A 23,086-nucleotide genomic window follows, 5' to 3' on the forward strand; every position below is an offset into this window, starting at 1 on the left:
CAGCCCGGGAGAGCACCATGAGCGCAGCAGTACCGACGCCGTCGGTCCGTCGTCCTCCACCGGTCGCGAGCCTGCGCGCGCGAGTGCACCGCGCCCTCGTAGCTGCGATCGTTGCCGGCGAGCTGGAGCCCGGCGAGCTCGTCTCCGTGCCGACCCTTGCCGCCCGGTTCGACGTGTCCGCGACCCCGGTGCGGGAGGCTGTGCTGGACCTGGAACGCCGAGGGTTCCTGGAGGCGGTCCGCAACAAGGGATTCCGTGTCACCCGCGTGAGCGACGAGACGCTGGGGCACGTCGCCGCCGTCCGGCTCGTGATCGAGCCCATCTGGATGGAGCGGCTGGCCAGGTCGTTCCCCATCGGGCAGCTCCCGGAGCTCAACGCGCTCGCCGACGAGATCGTCGAGGGCGCGCGCACCGGCGACCTGATCTCCTACCTGCAGGCGGACCAGTCGTTCCACTTGCGGCTGATGGGCCTGCTGGGCAACCCGGTAGCCGACGAGATCGTGTCCGACCTGCGGGACCGGGCGCGGCTGCTCGGGCTCTCCGCCATGGTCGCTAACGGCACGCTGGCCGACTCCGCCCAGGAGCACCACGAGCTGCTCGACCTCCTGGCGGCCGGCGACGGGCCCGGCGCCAAGGCGCTCATGGAGCGGCACATCGGGCACTCGCTGGGCACGTGGGCAGGCAACCCGGAGGGCTGAACCGCCCGCGCCGGCCACCGATGCGCCGCCGGACGCCCCCGGGAGCCGTCGACCTAACCCTCAACCTCACCTTTAACCCTGCCCTCGACCTTGCCTCGAACGTTGCCCTCAGCATCCCGACCAGCAGGAGACCCGACATGAACCAGCGCTTCGACCTCGGCGGCGTGATCGTCGCCACCACTCTCGCCTTCACGCCGGACGATTCCGCACCGGCCGGCCTCGCCGTCGACTACGAGCGGTTCGCCGCACACTGCGAGTTCCTGATCGACAACGGCTGCCGCGGCGTCGGCCCGAACGGCTCGCTCGGTGAGTACTCCTCGCTCACCGACGACGAGCGCCGCAAGGTGGTCCAGACCGCCGTGCGGGCGGTGGGGAGGCGCGGGCTGGTGGTCGCGGGGGTGCACGGCGTCGGCTGGCACCAGGCCAAGCACTGGGCCGAGCTCGCGGCCGAGGACGGGGCCGACGGCGTCCTGCTGCTGCCCCCGACCATCTACCGCGCGAGCCGCTCCGAGGTGATCGAGCACTACACGCGCGTCAACGAGGTCGGCATCCCGATCATGGTCTACAACAACCCGATCGACACGAAGGTCGACCTCACCCCGAGCATCCTGGCGGAGCTGGCCCAGCTGGAGAACGTCGTGGCCGTGAAGGAGTTCTCCGGCGACGTGCGGCGGGTGCTGGAGATCAAGGAGCTCGCCCCGGACCTGGACGTCATCGCGGGCGCCGACGACCTGCTCTTCGAGTCGCTCGTGGCCGGGGCGACCGGCTGGTTCGCGGGGTATCCCAACGCGTTCCCGCGCGAGGCCGTCGAGATCTACACCCTGGTCACCGACGGCCGGATCGCCGAGGCCCGCGAGCTGTACCGCCACCTGGTGCCGGCATTCCGATGGGACTCGCGCACCGAGTTCGTCCAGGCGATCAAGCTCTCGATCGACCTCGCCGGGCAGAGCTACGGTGGGCCGACCCGCCCGCCGCGCGGACCGCTCACGGCGGAGCACGAGGCCCAGGTCCGCAAGGACACCGAAGCGGCGCTGAGCTACATCGCCGCGCGCTGACCGAGCACCGGGAGGCAGGATGCGCACCAGCAGGACGATCACCGCCGTCGACTCGCACACGGAGGGCATGCCGACGCGGGTGATCACCGGCGGCGTCGGGCAGATACCGGGCGACACCATGAACGACCGGCGGCTCTACTTCATGGAGCACATGGACGACCTGCGCCTGTTCCTCATGAACGAGCCGCGGGGGCACGCGGCGATGAGCGGCGCCATCCTGCAGCCGCCCACGCGGCCCGACTGCGACTGGGGCGTGGTCTACATCGAGGTGTCCGGCTGCCTGCCCATGTGCGGGCACGGCACCATCGGCGTCGCCACGGTCCTGGTCGAGACGGGCATGGTCGACGTCGTCGAGCCCGTGACGGAGATCCGGCTGGACACGCCCGCCGGGCTCGTCGTCGCGCGGGTGGCGGTCAGCGACGGTCATGCCGACGCCGTGACCATCGCCAACGTGCCCAGCTTCGTGACGGCGCTCGATGAGACGGTCGAGGTGCCCGGCTACGGCACGGTGCCGTACTCGATGGCGTTCGGCGGGAACTTCTACGCCCTCGTCGACCTCGACGACCTGAAGCTGCCCTTCGACCGGGGCCGCCAGCAGGAGCTGCTGGCCGCCGGGCTCGCGATCATGGACGCGATCAACCAGACCGCCAAGCCGAAGCATCCACTGCTCGACGGCGTCGAGGGCTGCCACCACGTCGAGCTGATCGCCCCCGGCTCGGACGCGCGGCACTCCCGGCACGCGATGGCGATCTATCCCGGCTGGTTCGACCGGTCACCGTGCGGCACCGGCACCTCCGCCCGTATGGCCGAGCTCTGGGCGCGCGGCGAGCTCGCGCTGCACACCGACTTCGTCAACGAGTCGTTCATCGGGAGCCGGTTCGTCGGCCGCCTGGTCTCCGAGACGACGGTCGCGGGAGTGCCCGCCGTTGTACCCACCATCACCGGCCGCGCCTGGGTGACCGGCACGGCCAACTACCTGCTCGACCCGAGCGACCCGTTCCCCACGGGCTTCGTCTTCTGACCCTGGCGCCGCCGTCAGCGGGCGCGCTGCCTGATCAGTGCCTCCACCCCGTCCAGGATGCGATCGAGGCCGAACGTGTAGTCCAGCTGTTGCTCCTCTGCGGCGGTGTCGGCCGGGTAGTCGTAGGCGCCCGCGTCGACGGCGCGGCGCAGGGCGGGGAACCGCTCGGCGTCGACGAGCCGGCCGAGCAGCGCGCTGTAGGCGGCCACCGACTCCCCGGAGACGGACTCCCCGAGGCCCGCGGTCAGCCGCGCGCTGTTGTGCATGTAGGTGGCCACGAGCAGGACGACGCCCGCCTTCTCGCTCTCGGTGAGGCCGGTGCCGCCCAGCGCGCCCAGCGCGCGGTCCGTCCAGGTCAGCTGGTTGGGAGTGGTGGGCGGGCCGCCGATCGGCACGTCCACGATCCAGGCGTGCGCCCGCAGCATCGCCCACTGCGCGCGGCACCAGCCTTGCAGGCCGAGCCGCCAGTCGGCGCAGGGCTCGTCGAGCTCTGCCGGCACGGCCGCTACCGAGTCCAGCATGAGCAGGAGGATCTCGTCCTTGCTCTGCACGTGCCGGTAGAGCGACATCGTCGTGAAGCCGAGCCGCTCGGCGATCTTCGCCATCGACACGGCATCGAGGCCGCCCGCGTCGGCGAGCTCCACCGCCGCCCGGACTATGCGGGCGGCTGTCAGGCCCGGCCGGGACCCCGGCGCGGGCGTGCCGGGTCCCCAGAGCAGGTCGAGCCCGGTCGGGGCCTTGGCGTCCATCGTCGCTGTGCTCGCTTCCGTGCTGACGGTGTGTTCGGGGCTAGCCTAGTTCGGAGTGTATGCCATACGCTCCCGTGTATGACATACACAGCGATGGTGGTCGGCGGCGGCATCTCCGGGACGACGTGCGCGATCGCCCTGCACAGGGCGGGTATCGAGGCGGTCGTCTACGAGGCCTACGACCGGACGGCGGACCATGCGGGCGTCTACCTGACGCTCGCGGTGAACGCGCTCGACGCGCTGCGGGCGGTCGACGTCGACGTCCGTGGGCTCGGGTTCGACACCCCGAGCATCACGATCACGAGCGGCTCCGGCCGGACGCTCGGCGAGCTGCCCTACGGCACCGGGGCGGCGGAGGCCGGTGGCGGCATTACGAGCCGGACGGTGAAGCGCGCTGACCTGTACCGCAGGCTCCGCGACGAGGCGCTCCGGCACGGGGTGCGCTTCGAGCACGGCAAGCGCCTGGTCCAGGCGCAGGTGTCCGACGGCGGTGTGGTGGCGCAGTTCGCGGACGGCACCACCGCCGAGGGGGACCTGCTGATCGGCGCCGACGGGCTGCGGTCGCGCACCCGCGAGATCATCGCGCCGGACGCGCCCGGAGCGCGGTACAACGGCCTGCTGAACACGGGCGGATATGCCCGCGGCATCTCGGTCGACAGCGAGCCGGGAATGATGAACGCGATCTTCGGCAGGCGGTGCTTCTTCGCCTTCACGCCGCACCCGGACGGCGAGGTGTGGTGGGTGGCGAACCCGCCCAGCCCGGCCGAGCCGACCCAGGCGGAGCTGGCCGCGATCAGCCCGGCGGAGTGGCGCCGTCGGCTGGTCGAGCTGTTCCGGGACGACCGGGGGCCGGCAGCGGACATCATCGGTGCCACCGAGCAGATCTTCGCCGGCTGGAACACCTACGACCTTCCGTCGGTGCCGGTCTGGCACAACGACCGGATGATCATCATCGGGGACGCCGCGCACGCCACGGCGCCCTCGATCGGGCAGGGTGCGGGCATGGCGATCGAGGACGCCGTGGTGCTGGCCAAGTGCCTGCGTGACCGGCATGACGTCGGGTCCGCGTTCGCGACCTACGAGGCGCTGCGCCGGGACCGCGTCGATCGCGTCGTCGAGCAGGGCCGACGCACGGGTGGGTGGAAGGCGCTCCACCCGCTGGCGGCGGCGCCACGAGACCTCATCATGCGGTTCGGTATGAAGCACATGGCCCGCACGGGCAACGATCCGAGCGGGTGGATCTACGAGCACCACATCGACTGGAACGAGCGGATCGAGGGCGCGCTGGTCCGATGACGGGCGAGTCGCTTCTCGGCTACGGGCGCCGGTACGGGCGGAAGAACTCCCGCAGCTCCTGCGCGTACAGCTCGGGCTCCTCGAACGCGGCGAAGTGCCCGCCCCGTTCCGGCTCCGTCACGCGCACGGCGTTGGCGGTGCGTTCGAGCCAGGCCCGCGGCGGGCGGACGACGTCGCCGGCGAACAGCGAGAACCCCGACGGCACCTCGACCCGGCGCGTGAGCTGCCGGGCGGAGATCGCCGCGTTCGCGTGATACATCCGCATCGACGAGCCGATGGTCCCGGTGAACCAGTAGATCGACAGGAGGGTCAGGACCTCGTCCCTGGTGTAGCTGTCGATACCGCCGTCGCTCCAGGCATGCAGCTTCTCGACTATCCACGCGGCCAGCCCGGCGGGCGAGTCGTTGAGCCCGGCGGCGAGCGTCTGCGGCTTGGTGCGATGCAGTGCGCCGTAGGCGCCCTCGGTGGCGCTCCAGGTCGCGGTCTCGGCGAACCAGGCCCGCTCCCCGGCGGTCAGGGTGGCCGGGTCCCCGGCGAACACTGGCAGCCCGCCGTCCGTGCGGTGGACCGCCGCCACCCGGTCCGGGTGGTCGAGCGCGAGGTACCGGCTCACATGGCTGCCCAGGTCCCCGCCGGCGGCGCCGAACCGCTCGTAGCCGAGGATGCTCATCAGGGAGGCCCACAGCCCCGCGACGGCGACGGAGTTCAGTGGCGCGCCGGCCGGGGGATCGGAATACCCGAACCCCGGCATGTCGGGGACGACGACGTCGAACGCGTCGGCTGGGTCGGCGCCGTGCGCGCCCGGGTCCGTCAGGAGGGAGACGACCTTCGAGTACCGCCAGAACGAGTCCGGCCAGCCGTGGCAGAGGACCAGGGGGACCACCGGTTGGGACGGCAAAGAGACGGCGCGGGCGTGCACGAAGTGGATCCCGAGCCCGCCCACCCCTGCGCGGAACCGGGGGAGCCGGGCGAGGGCAGCCTCCTGGGCCGGCCAGTCGAACCCGTCGGCCCAGTACGCGACAAGTCCCCTGAGGTAGTCGATGTCGGTGCCCAGGGACCACCCGACGTCCTCGGGAGCGTCGGGCCAGCGGGTCGCCCGCAGCCGGGCGCGGAGATCCTCGATCGCCTCGGGGGCTGTCTGCGGGACGAACGGCTCGGGGATGAGAGGGGTGTCCGGCACGGGGCTCACCCTATGCGCGCCGGGCCCGGTCGTCGTGGGGTCGGTGTGGCATCGGTCGGGTTCGCCTGCGGGCGAACCCGACCGGGCCACGATCACCGTCGTCTACCGCCAGGTCGGCAGCCCACGGTCCTAGGCCGCGACCTCCTCGAGCGCACCTGTCGCGACATCGAACACGAACCCGCGCACGGAGTCCTTCTTGGGGATGAACGGGTTGTTCACGATGCGCTGGAGCGACTGCTTGACGTCGGCGTGCGCGTCCGGGAACGCCTCAGCCGCCCACGTGGGCCGCAGCCCGGTCTCGTCGAGGATCGACTGCTTGAACTGGTCGTCCGTGAACGTCACCATCCCGCAGTCGGTGTGGTGGATCAGGATGATCTCTTCCGTGCCCAGCAGGCGCTGGCTGATCGCCAGGGACCTGATCTCGTCCTCGGTGATGACGCCGCCCGCGTTGCGGATCACGTGCGACTCGCCCTCGTTGAGGCCGAGGATCCGGTAGACGTCGAGCCGTGCGTCCATGCACGCGACGACCGCCAGGTGCTTGCTCGGGGGGAGGGGGAGCGGCCCCGTGAACTGGGCCGCGTAGGCCTCGTTGTTCTTCAGTAGCTCGTCCGTGGTGCTCATTCTCGACTTCTCCGATCGGATGGAGCGGGAAATGGTGCGCGGACCATAAACCTCCATCGCGATCTGAAGCTGCAGTTGCCAGCGCTGTCTTGCCTGTTGAGATCGAACCGGCGTCAGCCGGCGATGATGCGCTCGGCGACCTCGGCCGCCCGGTCGATCGGCACCGCGAACCCGATGCCGATGCTGCCGGAGCCGCCGACGGTGGCGATGGCCGTGTTGATCCCGACCACCTGTCCGCGCAGATCGACCAGCGGCCCGCCGGAGTTGCCCTGGTTGATCGACGCGTCGGTCTGGATCATCGGCCCGGGATAGTTCTCGGAGGCGCGGTCGACGGCGCTGACCACGCCCGCCGTCACGCTGCCGGTCAGTCCGAGCGGCGACCCGACGGCGATCACCGGCTGGCCGATCTGCAGCGCCCCGCTGGTGTCCAGGGCCGCCGCCGGGGTCGTGCCGAGGTCGGCCTCGATGACCGCTATGTCGTTGCGCTCGTCCGCACCAAGCACCTGCCCGACCACGGAGCTCCCGTCACCCAGCAGGAGCTCGACACTCTCGGTGCCGACCACCACGTGCCCGTTGGTGACCACGTGGCTCCCGTCGATGATCACCCCCGACCCGCCACGGTTCCCGGCCCGGACCTGCACGACGCTGGGCAGCACCCGCTCGGCGGCGCTCGCCGTGGTCGCGCCGCCCAGGTCCGCGACCACTGGTGCCGGCGCGTCCTGCTGGGCGAGGCTCAGGCCCGTCACCACACCCGTCGTGGCCGAACCGACCAGCGCGCCGAGCGCCAGGGCGGTGGCCAGGGTCAGCAGGGGCCGCGCCCTGCGGGGCGCGGGGTCGGGCGGAGCCTCAGTGCCCGACGACGTCGGCCCGAACACCGGCGGCGGCGCGAACCTGCTGCGGGGGCCCACGAGCGCGGGGCCCACGAGCGTAGGACTGGCCGGCGCAGGGCCGCCCGAGGCCGGGGCTACTGGCGGGATCAGCCGGCTGCGGCCGGGCGCGGGGGGCGCCGGCGGCGGCGTGGCCGGCTCACCGAGGACAAACCGGCGCGGCCCGGCGGGCCGGCCCAGACCGGGACCGAGATCGGCGCCGGGACCAGCTCCAGGGCCAACTCCAGGGCCAGCTCCAGGGCCGGCTCCAGGACTGGCTCCAGGAACGTCGCCGATACCGTCTATCAGACCGTCCCCACGAGGGACGGGACCACTCGGCAGACCATTCGGACGCGGGGCGGGGTTCTGCAAGGCAAGGCTCCTTAGAACTCGGGTCAGACCAGCCGGGAGAACCAGCGCAGGGACAGCGCGGTGGCGACGATCGCGAGCGCCAGGCCCAGCAGGACCAGCGGCGTGGTGACGAGGGTGGTCTCGGTGCGCCAGCCGATCGAGGAGCCGATGTCCTCGTAGACCTGGTCCAGCTCGGCGCCGCTCTCGGCCCGGTAGAAGTGGCCGCCGGTGTCCTCGGCGAGCGTGCGCAGGGACTCGTCGTCGGCGGGTACCGACTGGGTGCTCACGCCGTTGCTGATGACGCCCCCGGGGGTGCCGTAGGCGATGGTGGAGACCGGCATCTCGGCCTCCAGCGCCGCCTGCGCGGACTCCGCGGGGCTGCGGCCCGCGGTGTTGAACCCGTCGGAGAGCAGGACCAGCCGGGCCGGGATCGACACGGCGTCCTCGGTGTCTTCAGTGCCCTCCGTCTCCGCCGGGTTCTGCGCGTCCGTCCCGCTGGGCGAACCGTCGTCCGACGCCGCCTCCTCGGCGGACGCCTGCCGGACCACCTCCTCCGCGGAGGCGAACACGGCCTCGCCGATGGCGGTGCCGCCGCGCGCCTGCAGGGCCTCGATGGAGCGGACGACGAGCTCGCGGTCGGCCGTCACGGGTGTGACCACGCTGGCGTCGCTGGCGAAGGCGACCGCCCCGACCTGGACGGTCTCCGGGAGCTCGCGGACGAACTGGACCGCTGCCAGCTTTGCGGCGGTGATCCGGTCGGGGGCCACGTCCTGGGCCTCCATCGAGCCCGAGACGTCGATGGCGATGATGACCGTCGCGCGTTCGTACGGGACCCGCAGGTCCATCTGCGGCCCGGCGGCCGCGGTGGCGAACACGGCGAGCGCGAGCAGGACCAGCCCTGTGGCCAGGTGGCGGCGCCAGCGGGGCCGGGTGGGGGCTACACGGTCGAGCATCGGCAGGGTCGCGAAGCGCACGGCGTAGCGGGTGCGGCGCCGCTGCAGCAGCACGTAGGCGACGGCGAGCGCGGCGACCGGGACGAGCGCGAGCAGGATCAGGGGGCTGGTGAAGGTCACTTTGTCCTCCGGGGACGTCGTACGGGGGCGCGGCGCCGGTCCCGGACGAACCGGGCGAGCACCGCCGCCCAGTCCTGGTCGGTGCTCACGCGCAGGTGCTCGGCGCGGCAGGCGCGTACGGCGGCGGCGGTCTCGTCGCGGTGGCGGGCGGCGACGACGGCGTAGGCGAGCCGCAGCTCGGGGTCGGACGTGGAGACCTCGCGCTGCCGCCCGGTCTCGGGGTCGACGAAGACCACCTCGCCGACGTCGGGCAGCTCCTGCTCGCGCGGGTCGTCCACCTCGACGACTATCACGTCGTGCCGGGCGGTCAGCCGGCGCAGAGGTTCCTCCCACTCGAAGGGGCGCTCGACGCCGCCGTCCGGACCGACGAGGTCGGTCACGACGACGCACAGGCCCCGGCGTCGGGCGCGCGCGCCGAGGCCGCGCAGGGCCGTTGAGAGCGGGACCTCCGGGCTGCCTTCGCGCCCGGCGGCGGCGAGCCGGGACAGCGTGACGGCGGCGGCGCGCCCTGGGCGGGGCGAGATCCAGCGCAGGCCGGCGTCGTCGAGCAGGCCGATGCCCACGCGGTTGCCGGGTGCGGCGGTGAGCAGGGCGACGGCGGCCGCCACCTGCTCGGCGACGTCCACCTTCTCGGTCTCCGCGGTGCCGAACGCCATGCTCGGGCTGCGGTCGATCAGGAGCCAGGTGTCCAGCTCGTGCTGGGCGCGCGTGCGCCACAGGTGCCCCTCGCCGGTGCGCGCCGTGACGTTCCAGTCGATGCGGCGCACGTCCTGGCCCGGCTGGTACAGCGTGAGCTCCTCGGGGTCCGTGCCGGGTCCGAGGGCGTGCCCGTCGCTGTCGCCCTGCAGCAGCCCGTCGACGCGGCGCCGGACCGTGAGCTCGAGGCGGCGGAACCGGCGCGCCGAGTCGTTCATCGCACCAGCACCTCCTCCTCCGCCGGGGCCACGCGCGGCTGGGGCACGGCGGTCAGGACGGCGTCGATGACGGTCCGGGGGTCGATGCCGTCGGCTGCCGCGTCGAACGAGAGGACGAGCCGGTGGGCCAGCACGTCACCGGCCAGGTCGACCAGGTCGGCCGGCAGCACGTAGTCCCGTCCGCGCATGAGGGCCAGCGCGCGTCCCGCTGAGATCAGGCCGAGGCTGCCGCGCGCACTGACGCCGTACTCAAGGACGCCGTCGAGGTTGTGCAGGCCGTACTGGTGCGGCCGGCGCGTGGCCATGACCAGGGCCACTGCGTACTGCGCGACGGCGTGGTGGACGAACACCTGGTCGGCCTCCTGCTGGAGCTGGCGGACCGTCGCCGGGTCGAGCAGCGGCTCGACGGTCGGGGGAGCGACGCTCATGCGCTGCACGATCGTCAGCTCCTCCAGCTCGTCGGCGTGGTCGACGTCCACCTTGAGCAGGAACCGGTCCCGCTGGGCCTCCGGCAGGGCGTAGACGCCGTCGTTCTCGATCGGGTTCTGGGTGGCCAGCACGAGGAACGGGTCGGGCAGCGCGTAGGTGCGCCCGCCGATGCTGATCTGCTGCTCGGCCATGGCCTCCAGCAGGGCGGACTGGACCTTGGCCGGGGCACGGTTGATCTCGTCGGCCAGGACGAGGTTGGCGAACACCGGGCCGAGCTCGACGTCGAACTCCTCGCGCGACGGCTTCCAGACCCGGGTGCCGACGATGTCGGACGGCATCAGGTCCGGGGTGAACTGGAGGCGGGTGAACGAGCCGCCGGCCACCGCGGCCAGGGTGCGCACGGCGAGGGTCTTGGCGACGCCCGGCACACCTTCGAGCAGCACGTGGCCGCGTGCGAGCAACCCGACCGTGATCCGTTCGACCATGTGGTCCTGCCCGACGATGACTCGCTTGACCTCGAACAGGGCTCGTTCGAGCAGCGCGGCGGGCGGCCGTAGAGGCGCGTGGGTGGCGACGGCGGGGATGTCCTGGGTGGCTGGCCTGTGGTCGTCCATGGCTGAGACTTCACCCGATGGTTAAGAAAATTGCAGGAAACCAGAGCGAAAGCCGAGCGAAAGGTGTGCGGCCAGGATCTGCAAGCCGGGGCCCGGGGCGGTTACGGTGCTGCTGTGCGGCTGCTGATAGTGGAGGACGAGGCTGGTCTGGTGAGTGCCCTGCAGGTGGCGTTGCGCCGCGAGGGCTACGCCGTCGACCAGGCAGGTACGTGTGCCCAGGCCCGGGAGAAGCTGAGCCTGAACCCGTACGACCTCGTGCTGCTGGACGTGACCCTCCCCGACGGGACGGGCTTCGACCTGACCCGGGAGATCCGTGCCGGGCAGGTCCCGCTGGCCGAGGGTGAGCCGCCGCGCATCCTCATGCTGACCGCGCGGGGCCGCCTGACCGACCGGGTGACGGGCCTGGACGTGGGGGCCGACGACTACCTGGTCAAGCCGTTCGCGATCATCGAGCTGACCGCCCGGATCCGGGCCCTGCTGCGCCGCGAGGCCCGCGAGGTGACCGCGGTGCTCGCCCACGGCCCGATCCGGCTCGACGCCGCGCGGCAGCTCGCCTGGCGCGGCACCCGGGAGCTCGCGCTGACCCGCAAGGAGTTCGCGGTGCTGCGCTACCTGATGAACCGGCCCGCCTACGTGGTGCCCGCCGAAGAGCTGCTCGAGCACGTGTGGGACGAGAACGCCGACCCGTTCACGCAGACCGTCCGGGTCACCGTCGGCACGCTGCGGCGCAAGCTGACCGTGGAGGGCGAGGAAGCCGCGCTGGAGACCGTCATCGGCCGCGGCTACCGGCTGCGCGAGCTGCCCGCGTCCGTCGAGGGCGTACCCGCATGACCCGTTGGTGGCCGACCCGATGGGCGGTCCCTGGCTGGGCGAGGACGGTACGGATCAGGCTGGCGCTGACCTACTCGGCGACGCTGTTCGGCATCACCGCACTGATCCTCGCGGGCGTCTACTTCGCCCTGTCGCGGACCATCGTGGCCAAGCCGCTGGACCCGGTCACGGTCAAGCGGATCGAGAAGGAACCCGACGGCAGCTTCGGCTACAAGCCGGGCGAGCAGTTCCAGGCCGCGGACTTCGACAGCGTGCAGCACGCCGTGAACTACGCGGCGCTGCACACCCTGCGTGACTACTCGGCGCTCGCGCTCGCCGTGATGTTCCTGCTCAGCATCGCCGTCGGCTGGTGGGTCTCCGGGCGGGCGCTGCGGCCCGTCGAGGCCATCACCCGCACCGCCCAGGAGATCGGGGCTACCGACCTGTCCCGCCGTATCGGGGCGACCGGCCCGCGCGACGAGCTGCGCACCCTGGCCGACACCATCGACGGGATGCTCGACCGCCTCGACCGGGCGTTCACCGCCGAGCGGCGCCTGATCGAGGACGTGTCCCACGAGCTGCGCAACCCGGTGATGGTGGTGCAGGCGAACGTGGAGGCGGTGCTCGGCAACGAGCAGGCGGACCGGGCGCAGCGCGCCGAGGCGACCGCCGCCGTGCTCGGCGCCACCAGCCGGATGTCCCGCCTGCTGGAGGACCTGCTGGCCACCGCACGGTTCCGGTCGGAGGCCTTCACCGACCGGGAGGTCGACCTCGCCGCCCTGGCCGAGGGTGCGGTCCGGGAGAACCGGGCGGTCGCCGAGCGGCGCGGTGTGCGCATCGTCGAGCGGATCCATCCCGGCCCGGTCGCCTACGGCGACATGAACGCGCTGGCCCGCGCCGTCGACAACCTGCTGTCCAACGCGGTGCGGCTGGCGCCCGCGGACAGCGTGATCACGGTGGGTGTGGGCAGCCGGCGGGGCTGGGCCTGGGTGGCCGTCGCCGACGAGGGTCCGGGTGTGCCACCCGACGCCAGGGACCGGATCTTCGACCGGTTCTACCGCGGCGAGAACGGGGACGGCCCGGGCCCGACGGCGGGGCCGGAGGGTCGCCCGGGTGGCTCCGGGCTGGGCCTGGCGATCGCCCGGCAGGTCGCCGAGGGCCACGACGGGCACCTGCTGCACACGGACCACGGGCCGGGGGGCAGCACCTTCACCATCTGGCTCCCGGACCGCACCCTGGACCGCGCGACCAGCCGGGGCGACCTCCCGCCGTCCGGCGACCCGCTGGTGTCCGGAGCCTGACGCCCTCGGCCCGGACGGCTACGTCGTCAGCCCGGACGGCTACGTCGTCAGCCCGGACGGCTACGTCGTCAGCCCCGACGCCTACGGCGTGAGCTTGCGCGCGGCCTCCAGCAGCGCGCGCATGCCGCGGGTGAGGGCGCTCAGGTCGTCGACGTCGAGCAGGGCGAGCAGGTCCGGCGGCAGCTCGTCGTCGTGGGCGACGAGGCGCCGGATCGCCTCGCTGCCCTTGTCGGTGCTGGTCACGCGCCGAACGCGGCCGTCAGCCGGGTCGGGGGTGCGCCGAGTCATGCCGGCGGCGTTGAGCCGGTCGAGGATCCCGGACACGGTGGCGGGGGAGACACCGAGCGCCTCGGCCAGCCGCTGCGGCGTCGACTCGCGGTCCACCTGTACGAGCGCCAGCGCCCGGAGCTGCTGAACCGTCAGGTCGGTCTCGAGCAGGGGGCGCAGGCGCGAGGCGAAGAACGCCTCGCCGAGCTGGTGGTGCACGTCTGCGAGCTCCGCCAGGAGCTGGTCGCGATTCTCGTCGGTCACGGGGAGACCTTAGTGGCCAGGTCACCGCTCGGTAACGCAGTTGCGGGGCCGGAACCGGGGGGAGATCCTTTGCGTTAGGCAAAATACTGCGCCGAAGGAGTCGTGGCACCCGGCGTAACCCCCAGAGCTGGAGGCAGTTGTGTCTCGTCTTGCCCGTATGTCGCTCGCGAACCGTGCGGTGGTCGCGCTCGCGACGATCGCCGTCTTCCTCGTCGGCATCTACAGCATGGGGCAGCTCCGCCAGGAGCTCATCCCGTCGCTGAACGTGCCCATGGTCGCGGTGACGGCCGCCGACCCGGGCACCGCACCCGAGATCGTCGCGGATCGGGTCACGGACCCGATCGAGACCGCGGTCCAGAGCATCGACGGCGTCACCAGCGTGACCTCGACGGTCTCCACGGGCATCTCGATGACCACCGTCGAGCTTGAGTACGGCACGGACGTCGACGAGGTCGAGCAGGAGGTGACCTCGGCGCTCGCGACCGTCCAGGACCTGCCGGAGGGTGTAGAGCCCCAGGTCATGGCCGGCTCCCTCGACGACCTGCCGGTGGTGCAGCTCGCGGTCTCCGGCGACGGCACCGAGCAGGAGCTTTCCGACGCCATCGACTCCGTCCTCGTGCCCGAGCTGTCGGGCATCGCGGAGGTCCGCGACGTCACCGTGACCGGGACCACCGAACGCCAGGTGGTGATCGAGCCCGACACGGAACAGCTCGCCGCGGCCGGCCTCACGGCCGCGGAGCTCTCGTCGCTGCTGCAGGACAACGGCACGGTCACGCCCGTGGGCGCCGTCACCGAGGACGGCGAGACGAGCAGCGTGCAGGTCGGCACGTCCGTCAGCACCGTCGAGGAGCTCGAGGCGCTGCCGATCGTCCCGTCGGCGGCTCCGTCCGGCGGCGCGGGCGCCGTCCCCGGGGCCCCGACGGCTCCGGACGCGGAGGCGGGGCCCGCCGCCGTCGTCCACCTGGGCGATGTCGCGGAGGTGAGCGTGCAGGACGTGCCGCCCACCTCCTTCTCCCGTCTGGACGGCGAGCCGTCGCTCGCCATCGCCCTGACCAAGACGCCGGACGGCAACACCGTCGACGTCTCGCACGCCGTGCAGGACGTGCTCGCCGACGTGCGCGAAGAGCTCGACGACGACGGCGTCAGCACCGCCGTCACGTTCGACCAGGCGCCGTTCATCGAGGAGTCCATCGAGGGCCTGACGACGGAGGGCGGGCTCGGCCTGCTGTTCGCGGTGCTCGTGATCCTGGTGTTCCTGGCCTCCATCCGAGCCACGCTGGTCTCCGCCATCTCGATCCCGCTGTCGCTGGCGGTGACGTTCGCGGTGATGAACCTGACCGGCTACACGCTGAACATCCTCACGCTCGCGGCCATGACCATCTCGATCGGGCGCATCGTCGACGACTCCATAGTCGTGATCGAGAACATCAAACGACACCTCTCGTACGGCGAGGACCGGGTGGACGCGATAGTCACTGCCGTGCGCGAGGTGGGCGCCGCCATCACGGCCTCGACGGTCTGCACCGTCGCGGTGTTCGCGCCCATCGCGCTCGTGGGCGGCATGGCCGGCGAGCTGTTCCAGCCCTTCGCCGTCACCGTCGCCATCGCCATGGGTGCGTCCCTGGTCGTGGCGCTGGTGGTCGTGCCGGTGCTGGCGTACTGGTTCATCAAGTCCCCGGTCTCGGCCGACGACGGCGCTGCCCTGCGGGAGGCCGCCGAGCTCAAGGAGCGCCGCGGCGTCTGGCAGCGCGCCTACGTGCCGTCGCTTTCCGCCTCGCTGCGCCACCCCGCGGTCACGCTGATCGTCGCGATCGCCCTGCTGGGCGGGACCCTGGCGCTCGTGCCGCGCATGGAGACCAACTTCATCGGGGCCTCGGGGCAGGACACGCTCTCGGTGACGCAGGAGTTCGAGCCGGGCACGTCGCTGGAGGCTCAGGACGAGGCGGCCGTCGAGGTCGAGGATGTCCTGGCCGGCGTCGACGGCGTCGTGACGGTGCAGACCACCGTCGGGTCCGGCGACGGGTTCGCCGCCGCGTTCGGCGGGGGCGGGGGCAGCAGCAGCGCGTCGTTCGCGCTGACGCTCGACGACGACGCCGACGGCGAGGCCGTGCAGGACGAGGTGAGCGAAGCGCTCGACGCCGCCGACCTGGCGGGCGAGGTGACCGTGGCCGCCGGTGACTCCGGGTTCGCCAGCTCCACCGTGGACCTCGTGGTCACCGCGCCCGACGCCGACGGTCTGGCCGCCGCTGCGAGCACCGTCGAGGAGGCCGTGGCCGACCTCGACACCGTCCAGGACGTGACGAACAACCTCGCCGCCGAGCAGTCCACGGTGCAGGTGACGGTTGACCGGGACGCCGCGGCCGAGGCCGGGCTCACGGAGGCCGCGGTCTCCGGGCTCCTGGCCGGCGCGATGAACGAGTCGAGCATCGGCACCGTGGACCTGGACGGCGCGCCGCTCGACGTGGTCGTCGCGGCTGACGTGCCGGCCACGACCGCCGAGATCGAGGACATCCAGGTGCCGACGGCGGCCGGCCTAGTCCCGCTGAGCGACCTCGTGACCGTCGAGTCCGTGTCGGCCCCGGCGTCGGTCACGCGGGTGGACGGCGAGCGGAGCGCCACGGTGGCGGTAACGCCCGCCGGGCAGGACCTGGGTTCGCTGACCGTGGCGCTGACCGACGAGATCGACTCGCTGGACCTGCCCAACGGCGCCGAGGTGACCATGGGCGGCGTGGCGTCCGACCAGGCCGACGCGTTCGCCGACCTGGGCCTGGCGCTGCTGGCGGCGATCCTGATCGTCTACCTGGTGATGGTGGCGACGTTCCGGAGCGTCGGGCAGCCGCTGATCCTGCTGGTCTCGGTGCCCTTCGCGGCGACGGGCGCGCTGCTCGCGCTGCTGCTGACCGGCACGCCGCTCGACGTCGCGGCCCTGATCGGCGTCCTGATGCTGGTGGGCATCGTGGTCTCCAACGCGATCGTGCTGATCGACCTGATCAACCAGTACCGGGCGGACGGCCGCCCGCTGGAGGAGGCAGTGCGGGAGGGGGCGCGCCAGCGACTGCGGCCCATCGTGATGACGGCGGCCGCGACCATCCTCGCGCTGACGCCGATGGCGTTCGGCCTGACCGGTGGCGGGGCGTTCATCTCCCAGCCGCTGGCGCTGGTCGTGATCGGCGGGCTCGTGTCCTCGACCCTGCTGACGCTGTACGTGGTGCCCGTGATCTACACGCTGTTCGAGCGGCGGTCGGAGGGGCGCACCCCGAAGCGCGCCGCCCGTGCCGCCCGCCGGGCCGAGAAGGCTCAGCTCAGGGCCGTCGAGGCGGCGCGGGTGGCTCAGCGGCTGGCGGCGGACAGCGCGACATAGCGTCCGGGACGCACATCGGGCCTGTCGAGACCGGAGTCTCGGCAGGCCCGACTGCGCCTCGGTGTCAGCAGTTCGTCAGCTGTTCCACGTCGTGACCCCGTACAGCTTGTGGCTGGCGTCGGTGCCGGCCATGAAGCCGACTTCCAACCCGTTGTATTGCGAGCCCATGTAGCAGGAGAGCTGTCGCCTACCGGCTGCACCGTTCATCGGGTACCTGTCGCTGCCTCCCCACGACTCGGCGTGCGGCTCGTGGATGTCGTGCCACTCCCTCGGGCCCCCTTCGCGCGAAGTGTCGCCCGCCCAGCAGGCCACCTCGTGGTTGCCCGTGTCGAAGCCCTCCCAGTTCACGACCCAGTACTTGCACCGGGCGCAGCTGGCATCGCCGCCTTCGGTCAGCCACACCCTCGGGTTCAGCGCCGAGGCGGTGACGCACTTCTCGCTCGTACCGCCCGCGGACGTCACCTTGATGCACGCGGTCTTGGACTCGCCCGGGTTGGCGGCATCCTGGTCGGTGCCGCTGACGGCCGCGCTCTCGACCGCGCCGTAGACGTCGATCGTGTTGGGCCTACCGTTCTCGGGGCCGGCGTTCCAGCTGAAGGTGACCTGGTTGTAACCCCCGGTAGCGGTGATGTCCGGCTCGTGCGGCCGGCCGTACGGTGTCACCGCATTGGAGAAATCGGTGTAATCCGAGCAGGCGCCGCTGTTGCAGGCGCGGACCTGGAAGGTGTACGCCGTCCCGTTGCTCAGACCGGTCATCGTCGTGAACAGGTCGCCGCCGGCGTTCTTGACGTCCCCGTTGCTCGCGAGGACCTCGTAGTAGCCGCCCGTCCCGCGGAAGTTCGCGGACTTGGCCCACCGGACGTCGGCCCGGCCGTCGGTGTTGCTGGAATTGAGCGACGCCGTGGGCTTGCCCGGGATAGCCGGCGTGCCGAACGGCTCCACCGCGTTGGAGAACGGGCTGCCGTCCCCGTGACCCGCCTTGTTCACCCCCCGGACCTTGAAGGTGTACGACGAACCCGGATCGAGATCCTCGACCCTCTTGGACGTCGTGGTGGTGTCGATGGCCCTGACGAGCTCACCGCCGGTGTAGACGCCCAGCCAGTACTTGTCGATCGAGTCGCCGTTGTTGGCCGGCTCGTTCCAGCTCACGTTGATCTGGCCGCCGTCGAAGTGGCTCACACGGGTCGCGGTGGGCGCGGCCGGTGCGGCCGGTGGGGCGGCCGGGGTCTCGGGGGCTGAGGGGTCGGACCAGTCCGAGGGGGTCTCCGCCTCGTTCTTGGCCTGGACCCGCACGGTGTAGGCGGTGCCGTTCTCCAGCCCGGTCCAGGTGATCGGGCTGCTGGTCTCGCACGCCTTCTGGATCGGGCCGGCGGTCGGGGCCGGGCTGATCTCCAGGTTGACGCACTCGATCGCGGACCGGTCGGTGTAGGTCTTGTTCTTCCACGACACGGTCAGCGTGCTGTCGCCGAACTTCAGCGTGGGTGGCGCGGGCTTGTCCGGCTTCTCGTCCGGGCGCGCCTCACGCGAGGCCGGTGAGGGCTCCGAGTCGTCCACCTCGTTGGTCGCGACCACGGTGAACGTGTAGGTCACGTTGTTCTGCAGACCGTCGAACGTGCAGGTGGTCGTGGCGCACTTGTGCTCTTGCCCCTTGTCCGTCCGCAGGGTGTAGCTGGTGATGTCGGCGCCGTTGTTGTTGGGCTGGTCCCAGGACAGCACCACGGTCCCGGAGCGCACCTCCTCGACACGCGGGGCACGAGGCGCGTCGGGCTTGCCCAGCACGGTCAGCTTCACGGTCCCGTCCACCTCGCGGTCGGGGTCCTTGGTCGCGTCCTGCACCCGGTAGCGCACCGTCATGACACCGGTGAAGTCGGGGTCCGGGGTGACTATGACGTTGGACTCGTCGAACGTCACCTGGCCCTGGCCGCTGTCGCGCTGCGCGTCGACCACCCGGAGCGGCGACCTCTCCGGGAAGGGGTTGGTGTCGTTGGCCAGCACGGGGATGGTGCTCGCCTCGCCCTGGTGCGCATCCGGGACGACGTCGGGCACGGTCTTGGCCATCGCGCGGGTGGACCTGACGACCTCGACGGTGAGCGTGGTCTCCACGGCGGGGTTCTTCCCGTCTGAGACCGTCATGGGAAGCGGCACGAAGGTGCCCTTGGGGATGGCTGGTTCGGCCTCGCCGGTGACCGTGGCCCCGGAGACCTGCGTCATGATGCCGTCCCCACCGGTGACCTCGATCGTCAGGGGATCCTTGTCGGGGTCCTTGATGTACCGGGACAGGTCCACCTCGGCCTGCTCCCCGGCAGCGACCTGCAGCACCGGGGTACCGGTGATCTTCGGCGGCAGGTTCTTGGAGGGGGTCACCTCGATCGGCAGGGTCAGGACCGAGGTCAGGGCCTCCGCGTCGTCGGCCCCGGTGCTGTCGGTCACCTCAAAGCTGACGGACGCCGCGCCTGCGTAGTCGTCCGCCGAGGTGTAGATGATCGTGCCGGCGTCGGGGACCTGCGCGCGGCCCTCCAACGCCTTGACCGTGTCCTCCGCCGTGATCTGCGGTTCCCGGCCCTCCCGGACCACCACGTACTTGGCGAGGTCGATCGTCAGGGGCTCGCCGCTGAACGCCTTGAGCGGGTCCAGGCCCGGCTTGATGTGCGGCCGGGACTCGTCACCCGGCGCCCGCACGAACGCCTTGGCCTCCTTGTTGTCCATGTCGGTCACGGTGTAGGTGATGACCCGCGCCTTCTCGGCGAGCTCCACCTTGATACCGCCCGACTCGGTGACCTCGACCCCCTCCAGGCCCTCGTCCACGCTGATCTGCAGGTCGGCGGCGACCCCGTCCGGGTCCACGTCGTTCTCCAGGACGCCCACCGTCACGCTCGTCGCGCCGCGGACATCGTCGGCGGTGACCACGTCGTCGTGCGCGATCGGGCGCAGCAGCGGCGCGTTCGCGTCGACGTTCACCGTGACCGCACCGGACGCGTCGGCCTTGTAGGTGTCCTGGATGCCGTAGTAGAAGGAGTACGCCTTCTCCTCGGTGGGCGCGGTGACGACCACGTTGTCCTCCACGGCCTTCGGGGTGATCTCCTCGGTGCCCTCGAAGCCCTTGGCGACCAGGCCGATCTGGTCCCCGTCCGGGTCCGTGTCGTTCTCCAGCGCGGGGATCGCGACCGTGCGACCCGGCCGCACCGTGGTCTCGTCGTCCACCGCCTGCGGGTCCTGGTTCGACGCCGGCTTCGCCGCGATCCCGACCCGCACCGTGCCCAGCCCGGGCGCGCCACGGGTATCGATCACCTGATAGGTGAAGCTGTCCAGCCCGGAGCTCCCCTCGGCGGCCTGGTAGTCGATGAAACCGTCCACGATGGTGGCGGTGCCCTGCGACGGGGCGCTGGCAATCGAGCTCAACGTCACGTAGTCACCGTCCGGGTCCGTACCGTCCAGCGGCAGCGGTATCCGCACGATGCCCTCGGCCAGCACCCGCGCCTCGACGTCGGGCAGCTGCGGGGCCCCGTTCTCCGGCTTGTCCAGCACGTGGATCGTGATCAGTGCGGAGTCCTTCTGCCCGTTGGCGTCCTCCACCTCATACACCGCCTTGACCGTATCGGCCTCGTCACCCGCGCGGAACCGGACCGTGTCCTCCGAGACGAACGCCTCGCCAGCCGAAGCCGGCGGCGCCTCCTGCAGCTCGTCGGTCACGTGCATCGCCGACCCGTCGGGGTGGGTGTCGTTCTTCAGCACCGGGATGGTGACCACGTCACCGACGCGCACGGTGGCCACGTCCGGACCCGCCTCTGGCGGGCGCAGCTGCTCCGAGGTCGGGATCGGCACCACCCGCACCTGACCGGTTACCGCGGTGCTGCCGTTCGCGACCCGGTAGGTCAGGGTCACCGGCCCTCCGAGCCGCTTGACCTCGGAGACCTTCAGGATCTGGTGGTTCAGCACCGACACGTTCACCGGCGAGTTGGACGGCACGTCCACGCTCTGTACCACGAGCACACCCCCGGCGGGGTCGGTGTCGTTGGCCAGGACGTCCACCAGGGCGGAACCGCCGGCGGGGAGCAGCACCTGGTCCGAGACCGCGACCGGTGGCGCTGTCTCCTCGACCGGTTCCCTGACGTCGACTCGCACCAGGCCGTTCACCGGCTCGCTGGGACCGTCCGTGATCCGGTAGACGACGTCGTACGAGCCGGGTTCGTCGCTCTGGAACTGGAGGGTCTTCGCCGTCGTGTTGGTCACGATCGTCGCCCCCGGTACCTCGGGCACGCCGACCAGGCTGAGCTCGTCCTCGTTGGCGTCGTAGTCGTTCGCCAGCGGCCGCACCGTGACCGGCTGGCCGGCGAGGACGCTGACATGGTCCTGTACCGCAACGGGTGGCACGTTGTTGGCGACGACGTCGATCAGCAGCCGGCCCTCGGCGGGCAGGTACAGGGAGTCGGAGACGGTGATGTCCACGATCTTGCGGCCGGTGGTCGTGCCGCCGTCGCGGAACTCGATGGTGCCGTCCGGGCGGAACCGCACCTCGTCCTGCGGGTCGGTGGTGGACGCGTTGGTCAGGTACAGGTCGTCCCCGTCCGGGTCCTTGAAGTAGGGCAGCACCTTGATGCTGGCCAGCCCATCCTGGCCGACCCGCAGCACCGGCTCAGCCGGCTGCTCGGGCTGGTTGTTCTCCTCGTCCGGGACCACGTGGACCCGCACCTTCGCGGTGGCGGTGCCGTTCTCCCGGCCGTCGTCGACCTCGTACTGGAACGTCACCGAACCTGTCGCGTCCGCCGGTACGTCGACCTGCAGCGCCGCACCGTCCAGCACCCGGTCCACGCTGAGGTCGCCCTCGGGGGCGGTCTTGACCGACGCCGTCATCACGTCGCCGTCCGGGTCCATGTCGTTGCCCAGCACGTTCAGCACGGTGGTGCGGCCCGCGCGCACACCGAACGTGTCCTCCTTCGGCACCGGAGGCCGGTTGACCTTGTTCCGGTCGGCAACAAGATGGTCGACCTGCTCCGGGGTGGCCTCCTCGGAGTCGTCCTTCTTTCCCTTGCCGTTCGCAGGCCGCGTCACTTTCCAGTCGTCCACGAGCTGGAACTTGTCCGGCGCCATCCACATCGAACCGTTGGCGACGTCGTTGAGCACGATCACGTCCCGGTTGACCCGGTATTCCAGCTTCATGGAGGCGTCCACGCCCTCCAGGACCTGGTTGAAGTCGTTGCCCTCCACCGCGCAGTTCCGGACGACCCGCCCCGACCCGGACCATGCGCCATAGCTGCACCCGTTGAGCTGCACCGGAGCCGACACGCTGCCGGACGACCCGCCGTCCACCGACCAGAGCGTGCTCTGCCCACCGCCCAGCGGCTGGGTGACCAGACCCTTGGTGGTGGCGATCAGCACGTTGTCCGCGTCGTCGGACGGCTGCTGCAGCATGCCCTGCGCGCCGTCCGCGACCTCGACCGACTTTCCGCCGGGCAGGATCAGGTTTCCCGTGGACTGGTCCAGCACCACCGGCTCGTCCCCGACGGCGGAGATCTGCACCTCTGCGGTCGGGCTCAGGGGCAGCGACGACTCCTCGACGCCCTGCGCCACACCCTGTGCTCCGGTCTTGACCGTGTACAGGGTGTGGTCCTGCGGCACGGCGAGGTAGACGGTGCCGTCGGTGCCGACCGTGAGCTTGCCGCCCTTGCCGGCCTTGATCGTCGGCTTGAGCTCCTTCTCGTCAAAGGCCGCCGAGTCGAACGGGATCACCCAGGCGAGACCCGTCTCCGGGTCGTACACCGCGGTGGTCGCACCACCGGCAGCAACCTTCGCCCCCGCCGGGAACTGCATCAGCCCGCCCAGGGACAGGTGCGCGGGATTCACAGCACTGGCCGAGTAATCACCCGTGTTGTCCAGCAGGACCCGCTGCGCATTCTGCTCGACATCGAAGCTTGCCGCGCCCGCCAGGAGCACGCCGTCCAGCGCCCGCGCCTCGTAGTTGAACCGGCCGAGCTGGCCCGACGCCGTCTGCGTCACCCACACACCGGAGTCGTTCAGCTCAACATCGGCGGTCGCCTCGCCGTCGTACAGCAGGGCAAACGTCACCAGCCCCGCAGCGAAGAGGGTCACCACGCCGGCAGACACGATCGACCGACGGTTCGCGAACAGGCGCGAGGCAAAGCTCATGCGTCATCCTCTTTCATCACTTCACCAAAGACTTGTCCGCCCGGACAGCCCCACAGGCGCGACTGATTCACC

At 71.4% G+C, this 23,086-nt stretch carries 16 protein-coding genes; 7 read left to right on the plus strand and 9 right to left on the minus strand.

The features are described 5' to 3' along the window. Positions 1–17 precede the first annotated feature (17 nt). The 3 genes from AB1046_RS03520 to AB1046_RS03530 all read left to right on the plus strand — a co-directional run bounded on the left by AB1046_RS03520 (position 18) and on the right by AB1046_RS03530 (position 2,774). Positions 18–698 (plus strand): GntR family transcriptional regulator, encoded by a 681-nt coding sequence (locus tag AB1046_RS03520; RefSeq protein WP_369372418.1) that lies wholly within the window; start codon positions 18–20, stop codon positions 696–698. A 137-nt stretch (positions 699–835) separates the two neighbouring features. Then, on the plus strand, positions 836–1,753 hold the full coding sequence (locus tag AB1046_RS03525; protein ID WP_369372419.1) for a dihydrodipicolinate synthase family protein: 918 nt from the start codon (positions 836–838) through the stop codon (positions 1,751–1,753). A gap of 19 nt (positions 1,754–1,772) precedes the next feature. Then, positions 1,773–2,774, plus strand: a complete 1,002-nt coding sequence (locus AB1046_RS03530) for a proline racemase family protein (RefSeq protein WP_369372420.1) — start codon at positions 1,773–1,775, stop codon at positions 2,772–2,774. Positions 2,775–2,788: 14 nt separating this feature from the next. Here the strand turns inward: AB1046_RS03530 and AB1046_RS03535 are convergent, their stop codons facing one another. After that, positions 2,789–3,523, minus strand: coding sequence for a TetR/AcrR family transcriptional regulator (locus AB1046_RS03535; RefSeq protein WP_369372421.1), 735 nt, complete (start codon positions 3,521–3,523; stop codon positions 2,789–2,791). A gap of 78 nt (positions 3,524–3,601) precedes the next feature. On the opposite strand from AB1046_RS03535, the gene AB1046_RS03540 reads away from it, so the two are divergent. Then, positions 3,602–4,819: an FAD-dependent oxidoreductase gene (locus AB1046_RS03540; protein ID WP_369372422.1), complete on the plus strand. Its 1,218-nt coding sequence runs from the start codon at positions 3,602–3,604 to the stop codon at positions 4,817–4,819. 19 nt (positions 4,820–4,838) lie between these two features. Here the strand turns inward: AB1046_RS03540 and AB1046_RS03545 are convergent, their stop codons facing one another. From AB1046_RS03545 to AB1046_RS03570, 6 genes are all read right to left on the minus strand, one after another. Next, complete coding sequence (locus tag AB1046_RS03545; protein WP_369372423.1) at positions 4,839–5,999, minus strand: epoxide hydrolase family protein; 1,161 nt, start codon at positions 5,997–5,999, stop codon at positions 4,839–4,841. 129 nt (positions 6,000–6,128) lie between these two features. Then, a complete protein-coding gene (locus AB1046_RS03550) occupies positions 6,129–6,620 on the minus strand; it encodes a beta-class carbonic anhydrase (protein WP_369372424.1) in 492 nt (163 codons plus the stop codon). Positions 6,621–6,733: 113 nt separating this feature from the next. Further along, positions 6,734–7,543 carry a S1C family serine protease gene (locus AB1046_RS03555; RefSeq protein WP_369372425.1) on the minus strand — a complete coding sequence of 270 codons (810 nt, stop codon included), beginning with the start codon at positions 7,541–7,543 and terminating at the stop codon, positions 6,734–6,736. A gap of 338 nt (positions 7,544–7,881) precedes the next feature. After that, entirely contained in the window at positions 7,882–8,910 is a 1,029-nt protein-coding gene (locus AB1046_RS03560; RefSeq protein ID WP_369372426.1) for a VWA domain-containing protein, read from the minus strand. Continuing rightward, entirely contained in the window at positions 8,907–9,824 is a 918-nt protein-coding gene (locus AB1046_RS03565; RefSeq protein ID WP_369372427.1) for a DUF58 domain-containing protein, read from the minus strand. The genes AB1046_RS03560 and AB1046_RS03565 overlap by 4 nt, the downstream gene beginning before the upstream one ends. Then, positions 9,821–10,867, minus strand: a complete 1,047-nt coding sequence (locus tag AB1046_RS03570) for an AAA family ATPase (RefSeq protein ID WP_369372428.1) — start codon at positions 10,865–10,867, stop codon at positions 9,821–9,823. Before AB1046_RS03570 ends, AB1046_RS03565 begins: the two co-directional genes overlap by 4 nt. A gap of 114 nt (positions 10,868–10,981) precedes the next feature. On the opposite strand from AB1046_RS03570, the gene AB1046_RS03575 reads away from it, so the two are divergent. Further along, positions 10,982–11,698 carry a response regulator transcription factor gene (locus tag AB1046_RS03575; protein ID WP_369372429.1) on the plus strand — a complete coding sequence of 239 codons (717 nt, stop codon included), beginning with the start codon at positions 10,982–10,984 and terminating at the stop codon, positions 11,696–11,698. Continuing rightward, positions 11,695–12,978: a sensor histidine kinase gene (locus AB1046_RS03580; protein ID WP_369372430.1), complete on the plus strand. Its 1,284-nt coding sequence runs from the start codon at positions 11,695–11,697 to the stop codon at positions 12,976–12,978. Before AB1046_RS03575 ends, AB1046_RS03580 begins: the two co-directional genes overlap by 4 nt. Before the next feature lie 81 nt (positions 12,979–13,059). Here AB1046_RS03580 and AB1046_RS03585 read toward each other — a convergent pair whose 3' ends face one another. Beyond that, the gene (locus AB1046_RS03585; protein ID WP_369372431.1) at positions 13,060–13,509 is read right to left on the minus strand and encodes a MarR family winged helix-turn-helix transcriptional regulator; all 450 of its coding nucleotides are present in this window, start codon (positions 13,507–13,509) and stop codon (positions 13,060–13,062) included. Positions 13,510–13,648: 139 nt separating this feature from the next. On the opposite strand from AB1046_RS03585, the gene AB1046_RS03590 reads away from it, so the two are divergent. Further along, positions 13,649–16,870, plus strand: coding sequence for an efflux RND transporter permease subunit (locus AB1046_RS03590; protein WP_369372432.1), 3,222 nt, complete (start codon positions 13,649–13,651; stop codon positions 16,868–16,870). 75 nt (positions 16,871–16,945) lie between these two features. Here AB1046_RS03590 and AB1046_RS03595 read toward each other — a convergent pair whose 3' ends face one another. Continuing rightward, a complete protein-coding gene (locus AB1046_RS03595) occupies positions 16,946–23,014 on the minus strand; it encodes an Ig-like domain-containing protein (RefSeq protein ID WP_369372433.1) in 6,069 nt (2,022 codons plus the stop codon). Positions 23,015–23,086 lie beyond the last annotated feature (72 nt).

It is taken from the genome of Promicromonospora sp. Populi (assembly GCF_041081105.1).
Lineage (GTDB): Bacteria > Actinomycetota > Actinomycetes > Actinomycetales > Cellulomonadaceae > Promicromonospora.

Bases quoted from the DNA above. Each gene is read 5' to 3' on its own strand.
- AB1046_RS03535 (WP_369372421.1), bottom strand. From the start codon at position 3,523: ATGGACGCCAAGGCCCCGACCGGGCTCGACCTGCTCTGGGGACCCGGC.
- AB1046_RS03525 (WP_369372419.1), top strand. From the start codon at position 836: ATGAACCAGCGCTTCGACCTCGGCGGCGTGATCGTCGCCACCACTCTC.
- AB1046_RS03595 (WP_369372433.1), bottom strand. From the start codon at position 23,014: ATGAGCTTTGCCTCGCGCCTGTTCGCGAACCGTCGGTCGATCGTGTCT.
- AB1046_RS03565 (WP_369372427.1), bottom strand. From the start codon at position 9,824: ATGAACGACTCGGCGCGCCGGTTCCGCCGCCTCGAGCTCACGGTCCGG.
- AB1046_RS03580 (WP_369372430.1), top strand. From the start codon at position 11,695: ATGACCCGTTGGTGGCCGACCCGATGGGCGGTCCCTGGCTGGGCGAGG.
- AB1046_RS03550 (WP_369372424.1), bottom strand. From the start codon at position 6,620: ATGAGCACCACGGACGAGCTACTGAAGAACAACGAGGCCTACGCGGCC.
- AB1046_RS03520 (WP_369372418.1), top strand. From the start codon at position 18: ATGAGCGCAGCAGTACCGACGCCGTCGGTCCGTCGTCCTCCACCGGTC.
- AB1046_RS03530 (WP_369372420.1), top strand. From the start codon at position 1,773: ATGCGCACCAGCAGGACGATCACCGCCGTCGACTCGCACACGGAGGGC.
- AB1046_RS03570 (WP_369372428.1), bottom strand. From the start codon at position 10,867: ATGGACGACCACAGGCCAGCCACCCAGGACATCCCCGCCGTCGCCACC.
- AB1046_RS03540 (WP_369372422.1), top strand. From the start codon at position 3,602: ATGACATACACAGCGATGGTGGTCGGCGGCGGCATCTCCGGGACGACG.